The organism is Bradyrhizobium sp. CCBAU 51627, assembly GCF_028128765.1.
In the GTDB taxonomy this organism is placed as follows: domain Bacteria; phylum Pseudomonadota; class Alphaproteobacteria; order Rhizobiales; family Xanthobacteraceae; genus Bradyrhizobium.
In genome coordinates this window covers 60,940-76,744 of record NZ_LBJG01000003.1, presented here as the reverse complement: position 1 = coordinate 76,744, position 15,805 = coordinate 60,940, and the positions used below count along the sequence as shown (strand labels likewise).

At 65.4% G+C, this 15,805-nt stretch carries 16 protein-coding genes; 9 read left to right on the top strand and 7 right to left on the bottom strand.

What is annotated here, in order from left to right:
* Nucleotides 1-153 precede the first annotated feature (153 nt).
* Nucleotides 154-375 (bottom strand): cysteine-rich CWC family protein, encoded by a 222-nt coding sequence (locus XH88_RS01760; protein ID WP_271613696.1) that lies wholly within the window; start codon nt 373-375, stop codon nt 154-156.
* A gap of 114 nt (nt 376-489) precedes the next feature.
* Between XH88_RS01760 and XH88_RS01755 the strand changes: the two genes are divergently transcribed.
* The 3 genes from XH88_RS01755 to XH88_RS01745 all read left to right on the top strand — a co-directional run bounded on the left by XH88_RS01755 (nt 490) and on the right by XH88_RS01745 (nt 3,684).
* Nucleotides 490-2,052 carry a DUF1800 domain-containing protein gene (locus XH88_RS01755; RefSeq protein WP_271613695.1) on the top strand — a complete coding sequence of 521 codons (1,563 nt, stop codon included), beginning with the start codon at nt 490-492 and terminating at the stop codon, nt 2,050-2,052.
* Between the two features lie 2 nt (nt 2,053-2,054).
* The gene (locus tag XH88_RS01750) at nt 2,055-3,272 is read left to right on the top strand and encodes a DUF1501 domain-containing protein (RefSeq protein WP_271613694.1); all 1,218 of its coding nucleotides are present in this window, start codon (nt 2,055-2,057) and stop codon (nt 3,270-3,272) included.
* A gap of 88 nt (nt 3,273-3,360) precedes the next feature.
* Nucleotides 3,361-3,684 carry an antibiotic biosynthesis monooxygenase family protein gene (locus XH88_RS01745; RefSeq protein ID WP_271613693.1) on the top strand — a complete coding sequence of 108 codons (324 nt, stop codon included), beginning with the start codon at nt 3,361-3,363 and terminating at the stop codon, nt 3,682-3,684.
* 68 nt (nt 3,685-3,752) lie between these two features.
* On the opposite strand, the gene XH88_RS01740 is transcribed toward XH88_RS01745, so the two are convergent.
* The 6 genes from XH88_RS01740 to XH88_RS01715 form a co-directional block, all read right to left on the bottom strand.
* The gene (locus XH88_RS01740) at nt 3,753-4,694 is read right to left on the bottom strand and encodes an aldo/keto reductase (protein ID WP_271613692.1); all 942 of its coding nucleotides are present in this window, start codon (nt 4,692-4,694) and stop codon (nt 3,753-3,755) included.
* Between the two features lie 257 nt (nt 4,695-4,951).
* On the bottom strand, nt 4,952-5,407 hold the full coding sequence (locus tag XH88_RS01735; RefSeq protein WP_271613691.1) for a GNAT family N-acetyltransferase: 456 nt from the start codon (nt 5,405-5,407) through the stop codon (nt 4,952-4,954).
* Between the two features lie 75 nt (nt 5,408-5,482).
* Nucleotides 5,483-6,295, bottom strand: coding sequence for a PAS-domain containing protein (locus XH88_RS01730; RefSeq protein ID WP_271613690.1), 813 nt, complete (start codon nt 6,293-6,295; stop codon nt 5,483-5,485).
* Between the two features lie 129 nt (nt 6,296-6,424).
* Nucleotides 6,425-6,583 carry a hypothetical protein gene (locus XH88_RS01725; protein WP_271613689.1) on the bottom strand — a complete coding sequence of 53 codons (159 nt, stop codon included), beginning with the start codon at nt 6,581-6,583 and terminating at the stop codon, nt 6,425-6,427.
* Nucleotides 6,584-6,656: 73 nt separating this feature from the next.
* Nucleotides 6,657-6,833, bottom strand: coding sequence for a hypothetical protein (locus tag XH88_RS01720; protein ID WP_271613688.1), 177 nt, complete (start codon nt 6,831-6,833; stop codon nt 6,657-6,659).
* Nucleotides 6,834-6,988: 155 nt separating this feature from the next.
* The gene (locus XH88_RS01715; RefSeq protein WP_271613687.1) at nt 6,989-7,639 is read right to left on the bottom strand and encodes a glutathione S-transferase family protein; all 651 of its coding nucleotides are present in this window, start codon (nt 7,637-7,639) and stop codon (nt 6,989-6,991) included.
* A gap of 690 nt (nt 7,640-8,329) precedes the next feature.
* On the opposite strand from XH88_RS01715, the gene XH88_RS01710 reads away from it, so the two are divergent.
* From XH88_RS01710 to XH88_RS01685, 6 genes are all read left to right on the top strand, one after another.
* Nucleotides 8,330-9,532 (top strand): pyridoxal phosphate-dependent aminotransferase, encoded by a 1,203-nt coding sequence (locus tag XH88_RS01710; protein ID WP_271613686.1) that lies wholly within the window; start codon nt 8,330-8,332, stop codon nt 9,530-9,532.
* A 178-nt stretch (nt 9,533-9,710) separates the two neighbouring features.
* A complete protein-coding gene (locus tag XH88_RS01705) occupies nt 9,711-10,193 on the top strand; it encodes a DUF992 domain-containing protein (protein WP_271613685.1) in 483 nt (160 codons plus the stop codon).
* A gap of 287 nt (nt 10,194-10,480) precedes the next feature.
* Nucleotides 10,481-12,529 (top strand): elongation factor G, encoded by a 2,049-nt coding sequence (locus XH88_RS01700; protein WP_271613684.1) that lies wholly within the window; start codon nt 10,481-10,483, stop codon nt 12,527-12,529.
* A gap of 244 nt (nt 12,530-12,773) precedes the next feature.
* Nucleotides 12,774-13,046: a helix-turn-helix domain-containing protein gene (locus XH88_RS01695; protein WP_271613683.1), complete on the top strand. Its 273-nt coding sequence runs from the start codon at nt 12,774-12,776 to the stop codon at nt 13,044-13,046.
* Between the two features lie 87 nt (nt 13,047-13,133).
* A complete protein-coding gene (locus XH88_RS01690) occupies nt 13,134-14,876 on the top strand; it encodes a SulP family inorganic anion transporter (protein WP_271613682.1) in 1,743 nt (580 codons plus the stop codon).
* Between the two features lie 67 nt (nt 14,877-14,943).
* A complete protein-coding gene (locus XH88_RS01685) occupies nt 14,944-15,783 on the top strand; it encodes a shikimate dehydrogenase (RefSeq protein ID WP_271613681.1) in 840 nt (279 codons plus the stop codon).
* The last annotated feature ends 22 nt before the right edge of the window (nt 15,784-15,805 follow it).

Here is a 15,805-nt window from a genome sequence, read left to right as displayed (position 1 = left end):
GAATCAGAGACCTTATGGACTCACGATAATCGACGCGCCGGAAGCCATCCCTCCATCACTTTCGATTCAACTCAGTCGCCGGATGCTCTAGCTTTCGTAGCCGGATGCAGCGCATCGAAATCCGGGATCTGTGCGCGCCGAACGACTCCCGGATTACGCTTGAGCTCCATCCGGGCTACGCGCCTCGGCCGCCGCCTTGCGCAGACATTCCCGGCACAGGCAATCCTCGCCCTTGACCGGCATCGGCAGTCGCGCTGTTTCCTCTGCGCACCAGCAATTGCCCGAGAGATTGCAGCCGAATTCGGTGCCGCAGCGGGAGCAGATGAGGCGGCGTGCCGGCATGTCCTGCAACGCGAATTCTTTCGAAATTGTCATGATTTGCGCCAAGGCTTCGTCGTGATTTTCACGCCGGGTTCATCTCCCGTCTCGGTATATTAGGCCTCGCTGACACGCTCGAAAAGCGGTTGGTTCCACGCAGAGAACAAATCGATGGCTCGCGACTCGCATGCCGCCCTCGTTGCGCTCAACCGCTTCGGCTTCGGCGCTCGCGGCGGCGCGTCCGGCGATCTCATTAATGCGGCCTCCGATCCGCGCGGCTTTGTGAAGGCGGAGCTCGCCCGTCCCTACGGCGTGCTGCTGGAGGCGCCGGCGCTGCAATCGACGCCGCAACTTGGGCAGGCCGCGTTCGCCTACCAGGATCAGGTCAAGCAGGCGCGCGAGGCGGCGAAAGCCGGCACACCGATCGAGGCGCCGCCGCAAGCGCCGGCCGACCAGAAGCCCGACAACAAAATGCGCCGGAACCTCTCGCTGAACACCGTGACGGCCGAGATCGCCGGCCCGATGGCCGAGGTGAAGCCGGGCGACGCTGCGATGAAGCCTAATGGCATGCAGCCGAACGCCGCCGCGCCGCCGACGGCTGCAAAGCCGGCGCAGCCACTCAACGTCATCCAGAAAACCTTTCGCGCTGAAGCGCTGGCGCGATTGCAGCGGGCGATGATGGTCGATTGCGGCTTCACCGAGCGCCTGGTCGTGTTCTGGTCCAACCATTTCTGCATCTCTGCGAACAAGGGCGAGCTGGCGCGGATGTGGGCCGGCGCGTTCGAGCGCGAGGCGATCCGTCCGCATGTGCTCGGGCGTTTCGCCGACATGCTGAAGGCGGTCGAGCAGCATCCGGCGATGCTGTTCTTCCTCGACAACCAGCAATCGCTCGGACCTGACTCGCGCGCAGGCCAGAACCGCAAGCGCGGGCTGAACGAGAATCTCGCGCGCGAGATCATGGAGCTGCATACGCTCGGCGTCGGCGGCGGCTACACGCAAGGCGACGTCACCTCGCTCGCGCGCATCATCACCGGCTGGACCTTTGCCGGTCGCAAAGGGCAGATCGGGGCGCCCGGCTCCTTCGCCTTCAACGCCAATGCGCATCAGCCCGGTCCGCAGGTGCTGCTCGGCAAGACCTATGAGGCGAACGGACTGGGGCAGGGCGAGGCTGCGCTCGCCGATATCGCGCGGCATCCCTCGACGGCGAATTTCATTGCGACCAAGCTCATCAGGCATTTCGTCGCTGACGATCCGCCGCCGGCGCTGGTGGCGCGCTTGCGCGACGTGTTCGTCAGGACCGACGGCGATCTCAAGGCGCTTGCCACGGCTTTGGTCGATTCCGACGAGGCGTGGAAAGCGCCGCTGACAAAGATGCGCTCGCCATATGATTTCCTGGTCGCGAGCGGCCGGCTGCTGGCGCGCGTGCCAGAAGATCCTGGCCTCTACCTGAACGGCCTTAACCTGCTCGGCCAGCCGCTGTGGACGCCGGCCGGCCCCAATGGTTTCCCCGACACGGCCGCGGACTGGGCGGCGCCGGAGGGCATGAAGCTCCGGCTCGACATCGCCTCGCAGATGGGCGCGCGGCTCGGGCCCAATATCGATCCGCTCGACCTGTTGGAATTCGCCGCCGGCGATGCGGCATCGCCCGAAACGCGGCGGACCATCGAGCGCGCGGAATCGCGCCAGCAGGCGCTGGCGCTGCTGTTGATGTCGCCGGAACTGCAGAGGAGATGAAGATGATCGACTGCGTCGAAAACCGGCTCCTCACCTCGCGCCGTGGCCTTCTGCTCGGCGGCGCGTCGTTCGCGGCGTGGGCCTATTTGCCGAAATTCGCGCGCGCGGCCGACGGGCGCGACCCGCGCCTGGTCGTGGTGATCCTGCGCGGCGCGCTCGACGGGCTCGCGACCGTCGCGCCGGTCGGCGACCCCGATTATGCCGGCCTTCACGGTTCGATCGCGCTTGCGACGGACGGCGCGCATCCCGCGACCAGGCTCGACAGCTTCTTCGCGCTGCATCCGGCGATGCCGGAGTTCGCGCGCATGTATCGCGACCAGCATGCCGCGGTGATCCATGCCGTCGCGACGCCCTATCGCGATCGCTCGCATTTCGACGGCCAGGACGTGCTCGAAAGCGGCTATGCCGGTCCTGGCCGCGTGCAGTCCGGCTGGCTCAATCGCGCGCTGGAAGCGCTGCCGCGCGGCGAGCGGGTGTCGAGCGGGCTTGCGGTCGGTCCCACCACGCCGCTGGTGCTGCGCGGCAATGCACCGACCGTCGGTTGGGCGCCGGTCGCGCTGCCGGAGGCCGATGATGACACGGCGATGCGGCTGGTCGATCTCTACCGTCATCGCGATCCCGCGCTGGCCGCGGCGCTGTCGCAGGGCCTCCAGCTCGAGAAGGCCGCGAGCGGCGACGACATGAAGCCGAAGCCGGGCAACGCAGTCGCGCAGATGCGGCAGGTCGCGCGCGGCGCGGCCAAGCTGATGGTTGCCGATGATGGTCCGCGCATCGCCGCGCTCGCCTTCGACGGCTGGGACACGCATGCCAATGAAGGCGGCCCGGTCGGCCGGCTCGCTTTCCTGCTCGGAGGACTCGATGGCGCGCTGGCTGAATTCGAAAGCGGCCTCGCCGAGCGGTGGCGCGACACCGTTGTCGTCGTCGCCACCGAGTTCGGTCGTACCGCGCGCATCAACGGCACCGACGGTACCGACCACGGCACCGGCACGATCGCGCTGCTCGCCGGCGGCGCTGTGAAGGGCGGCCGCGTCATCTCCGACTGGCCGGGCCTCAAGCCCGCCAACCTCTACGAGGCGCGCGATCTCAAGCCCACCACCGATCTGCGTTCGGTGATCAAGGGCGTGCTGCAGGGCCAGTTCGGAATCTCGGATCAGGTGCTGGCCCAGACGGTGTTCCCGGATAGCGTCGGTGCGCGACCGATGAAGGGATTGGTGGCGTAATCCACAAATGCCGTCATTCCGGGGCTCGCGCCTTGCGGCGCGTCCCGGAATGACGACATGATTGGCGAAACATCAGGAGACCACCCGCATGTACATCGCCATGAACCGCTTCCGCGTCGCCAAGGGATCGGAAGCGGCCTTCGAGCAGGTCTGGCTCTCGCGCGACACCCATCTGGACAAGGTGCCGGGCTTCGTCGAATTCCATCTGCTGCGCGGGCCCGAGCTCGAGGACCACACGCTGTATGCCTCGCACACGGTGTGGGCCAATCACGCCGCGTTCGACGCGTGGACCAAGTCGGAGGCGTTTCGCGCGGCACATCACAAGGCCGGCGACAACAAGCCGCTCTATCTCGGCCATCCCCAGTTCGAAGGCTTCGAAGCGATTCAAACGGTGGGACGCGGCGCCAAGTAGCGCGCTGCTCTATCGTTGTTGGAGCATGATCTTCGCGCAAACGTGTTCTGCGTTTGTCGGATCATGCTCTATCCCAGCGTGATCTTGTCGATTTCGGCAAGGTCCTCGGCGGTAAGCTGCCAGGCGATCGCCTTGACGTTCTGCTCGACCTGCTCGACGCGGGTGGCGCCGGCGATCACGCTCGACACCTGCGGGCGCGCGGCGAGCCAGGAGAAGGCGAGCTCGAGCATCGAATGGCCGCGTGCCTTGGCGAAGGCCTGGAGCTTCTCGACGATGTCCTCGTTGCGCGGCGTGACGTAGCGGTCGCGCAGCCGCGGTGTCTGCCCGAAGCGGGTATCGCCGGGCGCGGCCTCGCCCTTCCTGTACTTGCCGGTCAAAAGTCCGCTGGCGAGCGGGAAGAACGGCAACAGGCCGAGCTTGTATTCCTGCGCGGCCGGCAGCAGGTCCTTCTCGATGTCGCGCACGACGAGGGAGTATTCGTCCTGGCAGGAGACGAAGCGGCTGACATTCATCGCGCGTGCGACGTATTCCGCCTCGGCGATCCGCCAGGCCGGAAAATTCGAATTGCCGATGTAGCGCACCTTGCCCTGCCGGACGAGGTCGTCGAGCGCGCGCAGGCTCTCCTCGATCGGCGTCAGCGGGTCATAATCGTGCTGCTGGTAGAGATCGATGTAATCGGTCTTCAGTCGCGTCAGGCTGGCCTCGACCGCATTCATGATGTAGCGGCGCGAGGCGCCCTGCTTGGTTCCGTCCTCGGCCATCGGCTTGGAGTATTTCGTCGCCAGCACGATGTCCTTGCGCCGGTCGCCGAGCACGGCGCCAAGCACAGTTTCCGAGCCGCCCTTGTTCGAATAGATGTCGGCGGTGTCGAACAGCGTGATGCCGAGATCGAGCGCGCGGTGGATCACCTCGCGCGAGGCTTCGAGGTCGATACGCTGGCCGAAATTGTTGCAGCCGAGTCCGACGGCGGACACGCGCAGGCCGGAGCCGCCGAGATTACGAATTTCCATGGGAGATCCTGTCAGAACAAAGCAGGCGCCCATTGTGACCGCGCTGCGCTGCACCGGCAAGCGGTTGGCCGCGTTCCTGCCATGCCGGCACGGAGAGGCGGGCAAAAAAATGCGGCCCCTGTCAGACGCGGCGACTGACGGGGACCGCTTGGGGCGCTTGATCGGTGACGGGGGGCCTGATCAGACGCAACTGCAGGATAGTCCCGCTGTGTAACGCGCCGGTGACGTCAAGAGTTATCCACAGGCTGTAGCAGCCGTCAGAACAGCTTGCGGTAGACAATGAAGCCCGAGCGTTCCGCGACCTTGTCGTAGAGGCTCTGGGCTGTGGTGTTGGTCTCGTGCGTCTGCCAGTAGACCCGCGGCGAGCCCGCGAGCTTGGCGCGTTCATAGACACCGTAAATCAGCGCCGAGCCGACGCCCTTGCCGCGCGCAGCCTCGTTCGTGAACAGGTCCTGCAAATAGCAGGATGGCTCGATCGCCGTGGTGCTGCGATGGAACAGGTAATGCGTGAGCCCGAGCAGCTTGCCGTCGCTCTCGGCGACCAGCGCATGCACCGGCTCATAGGCATCGAAGAAGCGCTGCCAGGTCATGCGGGTGATCTCGGGCGCGAGCGCGGTCGGGCCGGAGCGGCCGTAGAAGGCATTGTAGCCGTCCCACAGCGGCAGCCATTGATCGTAATCCTGCCGGGTAACGGAGCGAATGGTGAGCGACATCTGGAAGATCCGTGGGTCGATGAGGCGCCCTTCATACGTGATGACGGGCGCATCGATCAATCGTGCTGTCGCGCATCACTCCGCGACGCGAAGATACCTGATCAGCTTGCGCCCCGTGGGATCGCGCAGCGAGCGATAATAGTCGGCGCGCACCGGCGCATCGGTGTGGCGCACGAGATCGGTCACCGGCGTATAGCTCAGCATGCGGCCGCCGTCGGGCAGCGCGGTGCAGACGAAGCGCAGCACTTCGCCGTTGCGCAAGGCGATGTTGATCGGCGTGGCGTCGCCGGTCCGCACCATCTCCATGCGTTGCGCGATGAAGACGCCGAGCTCGTCCTCCGGCAGTTCGAACGCGCCGGTGTCGCGGCCATGATACATCAGCGCGATGAAGGGCGGCTTGCTGTCGGCCACCTCGTCCGGCAGCGCGAAATAGTCGCGGAAGGCCCGGTTGATGAACTCGGCGCGGGTCTCCGCATCGAGCAGTACGATGCCGATATCGACCTGGTCGAGCGCAGCCGACAGCCGCACGGCGGTGGCGTGATTGCGCCGTTCGGAAGCGAAGGCGTCGAGCAGACGCTGGCGCATCAGGCCGGTGATGGCGGCGGCGCCGGCGGTCGTCAGCGCGAGCAGGCCGAGCTGCGCGAGATCGGCCGCCGGAAGGTCGGGCGTGGTGCGATGGCTGAGTGTGAGCAGCGTCGTACCGATCATCGCGACGGCCATGCTGCCAAGCGCGGACGCCAAGCCCGAGGTCGAACCGGCCAGCGCCACGACGCAGACGAACAGCGGCGCAAGCCAGAGCGCTGGAGCGTGACGGTCGAGCAGCATCGCCAGCAGTGCGATCGCTGCCGTCAGCACGGGACCCGATATGGCACGCCATTCGAACCGCATGGGCCTGGCTCGTTCCTTCCTGAACGAGGTAAGGCCATCAGACTGCCCCACCGTTGCACAAGGGCAATGCGGTTTCGTGCGGCGCGCTTAAGCGGCAATTGCCGGCGCGCGCAAAGCTTTCAGATGATTTTAGACCAAATGCGTATGCATGATGCGCTGCCGCGGTGCCGGCGCATTCAGCGTCGATGCCCCCGGGCCCTTCCGGGTGCCGACGAAAATCAACAGCGATGCCGCGACCAGGATGGCCGCAGTCAGCGTGATTGCAACGATGACCACAGGCGATTTCATCAATGTCCCGTCGCGATGCCGCCAGGCGCGGGATCGCGCGGCACCTTGAAGGCTATCAGGGATGAAACGGGGATCAGACCGGCAGGCCCATCGCCATCGTCGCCTTGGTCGACAGCACCGTAAGGGTGACGATCAGGCACAGCGAGAGCGCAGCGACGGCGAGCGAGGCCGCGACCGCGTTGGTCAGCCGGGAAGACGAGACGGTATCGGTTTGGCCCTGAAAGCCGACCGTGCCGGACGCCCGAATCATGGTCTAAATCCTTCAACGTGCGAGCGAATCACCCGCGCCGTCGAACAACTTCACAATTTCAACCGGCAATATTGCGGCGGCTATCGCGCTGAAAATGGCGAGATTGCGGCAAAGGTTAACGCTATGCCCGTTATTTCTTAACGTTGCACCAGATTTCAGGCACCGGCCGCGATGCTCGCGGGGTCATCGATGTCGGCGGGACGCCAGTCCATCGACACGAAACCGGGCGCGGCCTCGACACGCTTCAGCCAGTCCCGGATCGCCGGGAAGGGCTCGAGGTCGAAATCGCAACGATCGGCGAGGTGGGTATAGCCGTACAGCGCGATATCGGCGACCGTGAGCTGGCGGGCGGCGAAGTAGGCATTGGTCTTGAGGTGGTTCTCCATCACCTGGAGCGCGCCATAGCCGCGCTCCATCCAGTCCTCCAGCGCATGAGTCTGCAGATCGCGGCCGCCCCTGACCAGCGACAGCCAGAAATAGGCGGCGCCGATGTTGGGCTCGAGCGCGTGCTGCTCGAAGAACATCCATTGCAGCGCCTCGGCGCGATCGATGCGGTTCTCCGGCGCCAGCGGCGTGCCGACGGCGACGTACCAGAGGATGGCGTTGGACTCGGCGAGATAGCGGTTGTCGCCGACCTCGAGCAGCGGCACCTGGCCCGACGGGTTCTTGGTCAGGAAATCGGGCGTGCGGCTCTCGCCGCGCAGAATGTCCACCTCGACCGCTTCGTAAGGCTGGTTCAACAGCGCCAGCGCAAGGCGGACCTTGTAGCTGTTGCCCGAGCGTTGCATCGAATAGAGCTTGTACATTCTGGGAGTTCGATTCCGAAGGACGGGAAGGTGCGGTGCTTGTTGCCCCGGACCGCGGCTAAACAATGATGCCGATGCGAATCCGCCGCAAGGCCTCACCGGTAGAAAAACTCGAAAACCCTACTGCACTGCAACGCCGTGGAAGATCGTGTTCGCCGCCAAGCTGCAAATCAGATCACGCTTGCGTCAGCATGCACGACGCATCCCGTCGCACGATCGTGTGGAGGTTGGCCGATTGATTGAACCTGCATCGGGCCAAAGCACGCTAACGCTTCCACATCGTCATGCCCGGGCTTGTCCCGCCTGCGCGGCCGAAGCCGCTGCGGCGAGGCAAAGGCCCGGGCATCCACGTTCTTCGCCCCGTATGGCAACGCGTGGATGGGCGGGACATAGGCGAGCGAAGCGACGCCGTCCTTCGGACGCCTATCCCCGGCCATGACGTCAGAGAAGCTTCAGCGCACAACACGCAAAATTGCTCCGAGGACAAGCCTTGCCGGATATGAGGTGTTTGCCTGGCAAAGTTGCGGAAAATTGCGGGAAATCGAACCTCCAGCCGCACGAAATCCGCAAACTTTTGCGAGAACAGGCCGAAGTTTCTTGCGGTGCAGCGGCACACGTTTTAGGGTGGCTTCATTCCCACAATCAGAGTCGTGAGGCCAAAGGGTTCACGACGCTTGTCAGGAGATGATGATGTCCTTCCTTGCCGCTGCGCTCGACCGTGTGAAGCCGTCCGCGACCATCGCGGTCACGGATAAAGCACGCGCGCTGAAAGCGGCGGGCCGCAACGTCATCGGCCTTGGCGCCGGCGAGCCCGACTTCGATACGCCCGCCAACATCAAGCTGGCTGCGATCCGCGCGATCGAGGCCGGCAAGACCAAGTACACCGCGGTCGACGGCATCCCCGAATTGAAGGACGCGATCATCGCGAAGTTTCAGCGCGAGAACGGCGTCGCCTACAAGCCGAACCAGATCATCGTCGGCACCGGCGGCAAGCAGGTGCTCTACAACGCGCTGATGGCGACCATCAATCCGGGCGACGAGGTGATCATTCCCGCACCGTACTGGGTCAGCTATCCCGAAATGGTGGCGCTCGCCGGCGGCGAGCCGGTGTCGGTGGTCTGCACCGCAGCTCACGGTTTCAAGCTGCAGCCCGAGGCGCTCGAGCGTGCGATCACGCCGAAGACCAAATGGGTCATCCTGTGCTCGCCGTCGAACCCGACCGGCGCTGCCTATACGCGCGCCGAGCTCAAGGCGCTCACCGATGTGCTGGTCAAGCATCCGCATGTGTGGGTGATGACCGACGACATGTACGAGCACCTCGTCTACGACGACTTCGAGTTCACCACGGTCGCGCAGGTCGAGCCGAGTCTCTACGACCGCACGCTCACCGTGAACGGCGTGTCGAAGGCCTATTGCATGACCGGCTGGCGCATCGGCTATGCCGGCGGCCCGGCGCAGCTCATCAAGGCGATGTCGACCATCCAGTCGCAGTCGACCTCGAACCCGTGCTCGATCGCGCAGTGGGCGTCGGTCGAGGCGCTGAACGGTCCGCAGGACTTCATCCCGGCCAACAACAAGGTGTTCAAGGAGCGTCGCGATCTCGTCGTCTCCATGCTCAACCAGGCCAACGGCATCGAGTGCCCGCGTCCCGAAGGTGCGTTCTACGTTTATCCGTCCTGCGCCGGCACCATCGGCAAGAAGGCGCCGTCGGGCAACGTGATCTCCAACGACGAGCAGTTCGTCACCGAGCTGCTCGAGACCGAAGGCGTTGCCGTCGTGCAGGGGTCGGCCTTCGGCCTCGGCCCGGCATTCCGCATCTCTTACGCGACCAAGACTTCGGACCTCGAAGACGCCTGCAAGCGCATCCAGCGCTTCTGCGGCAATCTGCGCTAAGCCTGCGGTAACGATCCGACATGAAAGGGCCGCGCATTGCGCGGCCCGCATTGAGCGGGCCCTTTTTGTTTCACGTCCGCGCGATCTGGCACGCCCACGACTCTTGTGGCATAGAACGTCGTGCGGCATCCGCCGCCTTCCTGCTCGCGTCACATTTCCAGCCGGAGACATTTATTTCATGCGCCGTAAGTTCATTCTTGCCGGGCTCGCCGCCGCCAGCCTCGTGGCCTCCGTCGCAAGCAGCGGCGCGCAGCAGCAGCGGATGGTCCGCGTCGGCGTGCTCGAATGCCGCGGCGGCGCCAGCGTCGGATTCATCGTGGGGTCGGTGACCAATCTCGGCTGCGTGCTGCGTGCCGACGGCTTGCCTGAAGACCGCTACGTCGCGACGATTCGCAAAATGGGCCTCGATATCGGGATCACCCAGGAAACCACGCTTGCCTGGGGCGTGTTTGCGCCGGTCGACCGCCTCGGTCCCGGCGATCTTTCCGGCAACTACGCGGGCGCGCAAGGGAGCGCCTCGGTTGGCGTTGGCCTCGGGGGCAACGTGCTGGTCGGCGGCTCCAACAATTCGATCGCGCTTCAGCCGCTCAGCGTGCAGGGCCAGGTCGGCCTCAACGTCGCCGCCGGTCTCGAGAGTCTGGAGCTCCGTCCCGGCCGTTGACGCCGTCTCAACGCCCGGTGCCTGCGTTCACCTCTCCCGCAGGGAGAGGTCGAATCGCATCAAAGATGCGATCCGGGCGAGGGGTTTAGGTCTCACCTTATGCCCCTTCGGGAAGAGACGGAACACGATACGGATACCCGACCCGATCGCATCAGGCATTATAAGACTTGATCCAATTGACGACGCACCGCAGCGACGTTTGATGCTTGCCAAATCTCGGGGACGGGCAGAGCATCTGCGTTTGCCGACCCAATCATGGGCCGAGCTCCACAAGAAGGAGGCGGCGAATGGGACAAGACGTCAGAAGTCCCCGAGGTCCACGGTGCATCGCGCTGGTGGGCCCTTTCCAATCAGGTAAAACCACACTTCTCGAAGCGATCCTGGCGCGGACGGGCGCAATTCCCCGTGCCGGCAGCGTCGATGCCGGAACTTCCGTCGGCGACGCCACGCCTGAGGCCCGTCATCACAAGATGACCGTCGGGCTCACTGCCGCCACCACGAGTTTCATGGGCGACAGCTACACCTTCCTCGATTGTCCCGGTTCCGTCGAATTTGCCCACGATATGCGCGCCGCGCTTCCCGCCGTCGACGCCGCGATCGTGGTCTGCGAGGCCGACGAGAAGAAGCTGCCGCAGCTTCAGATCATCCTGCGCGAGCTGGAGGAGCTGAAGATTCCGCGCTTCCTGTTCCTTAACAAGATCGACCGCGCCAACGAGCGTATCCGCGAGACGCTCGCGATGCTCCAGCCCGCCTCGCGCGTGCCGCTGGTGCTGCGCCAGATCCCGATCTGGAAGGGCGAACTGATCGAGGGCTTCGTCGATCTCGCGCTTGAGCGCGCCTTCGTCTATCGCGAGCACAAGGCCTCCGAAGTGATCTCGCTCGAAGGCGGCGATCTCGATCGCGAAAAGGAGGCTCGCTTCTCGATGCTGGAGAAGCTTGCCGATCACGACGATGCGCTGATGGAACAATTGCTCGAGGACATCCAGCCGCCGCGCGATGCCGTGTTCGACGATCTCGCCCGCGAACTGCGCGAAGGGGTGATCTGCCCGGTGCTGCTGGGCTCTGCCGCGCGCGAAAACGGCGTGCTGCGTCTGATGAAGGCGCTGCGCCACGAGGCGCCCGGTATCGCCGAGACCGCAAAACGTCTCGGTGCGCCCTCCGCGAAGGACGCGCTCGGCTTCGTCTTCAAGACGCTGCATTCGCAGCACGGCGGAAAGCTGTCGCTGACCCGGTTGCTTGCCGGCCATCTCGACGACGGCGCCACGCTGCAATCCTCCTCCGGCGGAACGAGCCGCATCTCCGGCATCCTCGCCGTCAACGGTGCCTATGACAGCAAGCGTGCCGCGGCCGAAGCCGGTGATACCATTGCGCTCGCCAAGCTCGATCCGGTCAAGACCGGCGACACCGTCTCCAGCGGCAAGACTCCGCCTCCTGCGCTCGCAGCTCTCGAGCCGACGCCGCCTGTGCTCGCCATTTCAGTTGCGGCCACCGACCGCAAGGACGACGTCAAGCTCGGCCAGGCGCTGATGCGGCTGCATGAGGAGGACCCGTCCCTCGTCGTCGTGCAGAACGCCCAGACCCACGACACCGTGCTGTGGGGGCAGGGCGAAATGCATCTGCGCGTCGCCAGCGAGCGGCTGCGCGATCGCTTCGGCGTCAAGATCACCTCGCATCCGCCGGCGATCGGCTACCAGGAGACCATCCGCAAGCCGATTGTCCAGCGCGGCCGCCACAAGAAGCAATCCGGCGGTCACGGCCAGTTCGGCGATGTCGTGCTCGACATCAGGCCGCTGCCGCGCGGTGAAGGTTTCAGGTTCGCCGAAAGGGTCGTCGGCGGCGCGGTGCCGCGCAACTATATCGGCGCGGTGGAAGAAGGCGTCGTCGACGGGCTCGCACGTGGTCCGCTCGGCTTTCCCGTGACCGACGTGGAGGTGACGCTGACCGACGGCTCCTATCACAGTGTCGATTCCTCCGACCTGGCCTTCCGCACGGCGGCGCGGATCGGGCTCAACGAAGGCCTGCCGCAATGCCAGTCGGTGCTGCTGGAGCCGATCCACATGGTCGAGATCGTCTGTCCGACCGATGCCACTGCCAAGATCAACGCGATTCTGTCGGCGCGGCGCGGCCAGATCCTCGGCTTCGACACCCGCGACGGCTGGAGTGGCTGGGACTGCGTCCGCGCCATGATGCCGGAAGCCGAGATCGGTGAGTTGATCGTCGAACTCCGTTCCGCCACCGCCGGTGCGGGAAGTTTCACCCGCCAGTTCGACCACATGGCCGAAGTCACGGGCCGTGCCGCCGATCAGATCATCGCCGCGCATCAGCACGCGGCGTGATCGGTTAGCAGCGCTCTAACGAAAGGCACCCTCTCGCACACCCTCTCCCCGTTCTTCATGGGGAGGGGGTGGGGCAAGGGACCATATCCACGTCTGCGGCGCTGTACGTGGCCCGCGCTTCTCTGCTCACAATAACGCGTGGAGGCAGCAGGGGCTCCCGCTTGCGTTCGTCCTTTCATGATGTATTTTGCATCATTGTATATGCGCAGAATATCATTTATAAGATATGGCATGTGAGGTCGAGGTGATTACGTCGTTCCAGATGCGGGCAGCCCGCGCGCTGCTGGGGATTGACCAGAAAACCCTGGCCGACCTCGCCGGGGTGTCGTTGCCGACCATCCAGCGGATGGAGGCCTCGACCGGCAATGTGCGTGGAGTGGTCGAGACCTTGACGAGGGTGGTCGAGGCGTTCGATCGGGCCGGCGTCGAGCTGATCGGCGAACAGGTCCGCAGCGACAGCGGCGGACGCGGCGTTCGCCTGAAACAGCCGGGGCCGCCGCGTCGAGTGGGAGCGTGATCCCGCGATGATCATGCTCGAGAATAGTCTGAACTAACGCACCGTCGCACGCGCGCGCGGCACGATGCGCCGGAGCATTGTGGGACAATGAGCATCACAAGCGATCAAGCCAGCGGGCTGCACCAGCTGCGTCGGCCGACTTTTGCCGAATTGTATCTGCCAAAACTCGTTACCGTCTGGCGCGAAGGCTACGGCCCTGCAGATTTCCGCGCCGATGTCTTCGCCGGCCTCACCGTTGCCATCGTCGCGCTGCCGCTGTCGATGGCGATCGCAATCGCCTCAGGCGTGACGCCGGACCGCGGCCTCTACACCGCGGTCGTCGGCGGCTTCATCGCGTCGCTGCTCGGCGGCAGCCGGTTCCAGATCGGCGGGCCCGCAGGTGCCTTCATCGTGCTGGTTGCAGTGACGGCGGAGCGGCACGGCGCCGACGGCGTCATTCTCGCCACCCTGATGGCAGGTCTGATGCTGATTGCCGCGGGGCTGCTGCGTGTCGGCACTTACATCAAGTTCATTCCCTATCCGGTGACGGTCGGCTTCACCGCCGGCATCGCGGTGATCATCTTTGCGAGCCAGCTTCGTGATCTCTCGGGCATCACGCTGGCGGGGAAGGAGCCGAGCGAGTTCGTGCCGAAACTCGTCGCGCTCGCGGGCGGCCTCGACACGATCAATCCCTCCGCCGTCGCGGTCGCGCTGGTCAGCATCGCCATCATCGCAGCCTTGCGGATCTGGCGGCCATCCTGGCCCGGTATCCTGATCGCGGTCGCGTTCGCGGCAATCGCAACCGCCGTGCTGTCGCTGCCGATCGAGACCGTCGGCAGCCGCTTCGGCGGCATCCCGCGCGAACTGCCGTCGCCGGCGCTGCCGGCATTTTCATTCGAGAAGGCGAAGGCGGTGCTGCCGGATGCGATTTCCTTTGCGCTGCTCGCAGCCATCGAATCGCTGCTGTCGGCGGTGGTGGCCGACGGCATGACCGGGCGCCGTCACCGCTCCAATTGCGAGCTGGTGGCGCAAGGCGCGGCCAATATCGGCTCGGCACTCTTCGGTGGCATCTGCGTCACCGGCCTGATCGCGCGCACCGCGACCAACATCCGCGCCGGCGCGCGCGGGCCGCTCGCGGGCATGCTGCACTCCGTTTTCCTGCTGCTGTTCATGCTGGTGGCAGCTCCGCTTGCGAGCTACATCCCGCTCGCCGCGCTCGCCGCCGTGCTGGTCGTGGTGTCCTGGACCATGGCGGAGAAGCACGAATTCGCAACGCTCTTGCGCTCGTCCTGGGGCGATGCCGTCGTGCTGCTCGCAACCTTCCTGCTCACCATTTTCCGCGACCTGACCGAAGGCATCCTGGTCGGTTTCGCGCTGGGCGCGGTGCTGTTCATCCATCGCATGGCGGAGATGACGGGCATCGAGGAACGCACGCCTTTGGTTGTCGCCGATCGTGCTGACGACGTCAATGGCGAACGCGTTCCCTACGATTCCACCCTTGCGGTCGATCCCGACGTGCTGGTCTACCGCATCACGGGCGCGTTCTTCTTTGGCGCCGCCTCGGTCATCGGCGGCGTGCTGGACGGCGTCGACGACACGCGCAAGGCGCTTGTGGTCGATTTCGCGGCCGTGCCGTTCCTGGACTCCACCGCGGCGAATGTGCTGGGGCGTGTCGCCGTCAAGGCGCAACGCCAGGGCATCCGGCTGTTCATTACCGGCGCCTCCCCTGCGGTGCGCCGCGCGCTGCTGACGCACGGCGTGAGCCCGCGACGCGCGCGCTATCGCCAGACCATCGAGCGCGCGGTCGCCGACATCAAGGCAGCCCCCGGCGCGACCGAATCCGCGGTGTAGTCCCCGCCTGCTTGACAGAAGCGGCAGGACGCGAAATGGATCGCCCTCGAAACCAACCGAGGGACAGATGAGCGCGCCGAAAGCTCCCGCAGCCTGCTTGATCGGATGGCCGGCGGCGCATTCGCGTTCGCCGCTGATCCATCATTATTGGCTGCGCAGGCTCGGCATCGAAGGCGGCTATGTCATCGAGGCGGTTCCGCCCGAGGCCCTGCGCGATTTCGTGCTGCGGCTGTCGCTGCGCGGCTTCGTCGGCGCCAACGTCACGATCCCGCACAAGGAAGCGGTGCTGGCGCTGTCGACGCCCGATGCGCGCGCCAAGGCGGTGGGCGCCGCCAATACGCTGTGGTTCGCCGATGGTGAGCTGCGCTCGACCAATACCGATGTCGAGGGTTTTCTCGGCAATCTCGATGCCAGCGCGCCCGGCTGGGACGAGGCCGAGGAGGCGCTGGTGCTGGGGGCCGGCGGCGCTTCGCGTGCGGTCGTGTTCGGCCTGCTCGATCGCGGCTTTGGGCGCATCCATCTTGCCAACCGCACCTTGGCGCGGGCCGAGGCGCTGGCGAGGCAGTTCGGGCCGAACGTGCAGCCGCTGTCCTGGGATGCGATCAACGAGATTCTGCCGCGGGCAAGACTTCTCGTGAACACGACCTCGCTCGGCATGCACGGCCAGGGCGCGCTCGATGTCGATGTGGCGCGGCTGCCGCAGGCCGCCGTCGTCGCCGACCTCGTCTATGTTCCCCTCGTGACGCCGCTGCTCGCGGCGGCCAGGAACCGTGGGCTGGAGACCGCCGACGGGCTCGGCATGCTCCTGCATCAGGCCGTGCGCGGCTTCGAGCTGTGGTTCGGCCAGAGGCCCGAGGTGACCGCCGAGCTGCGCGCGCTGGTCGAGGCCGATCTCACAAAGACTTGAGAGAATAGGGCGCGGTCTCCGG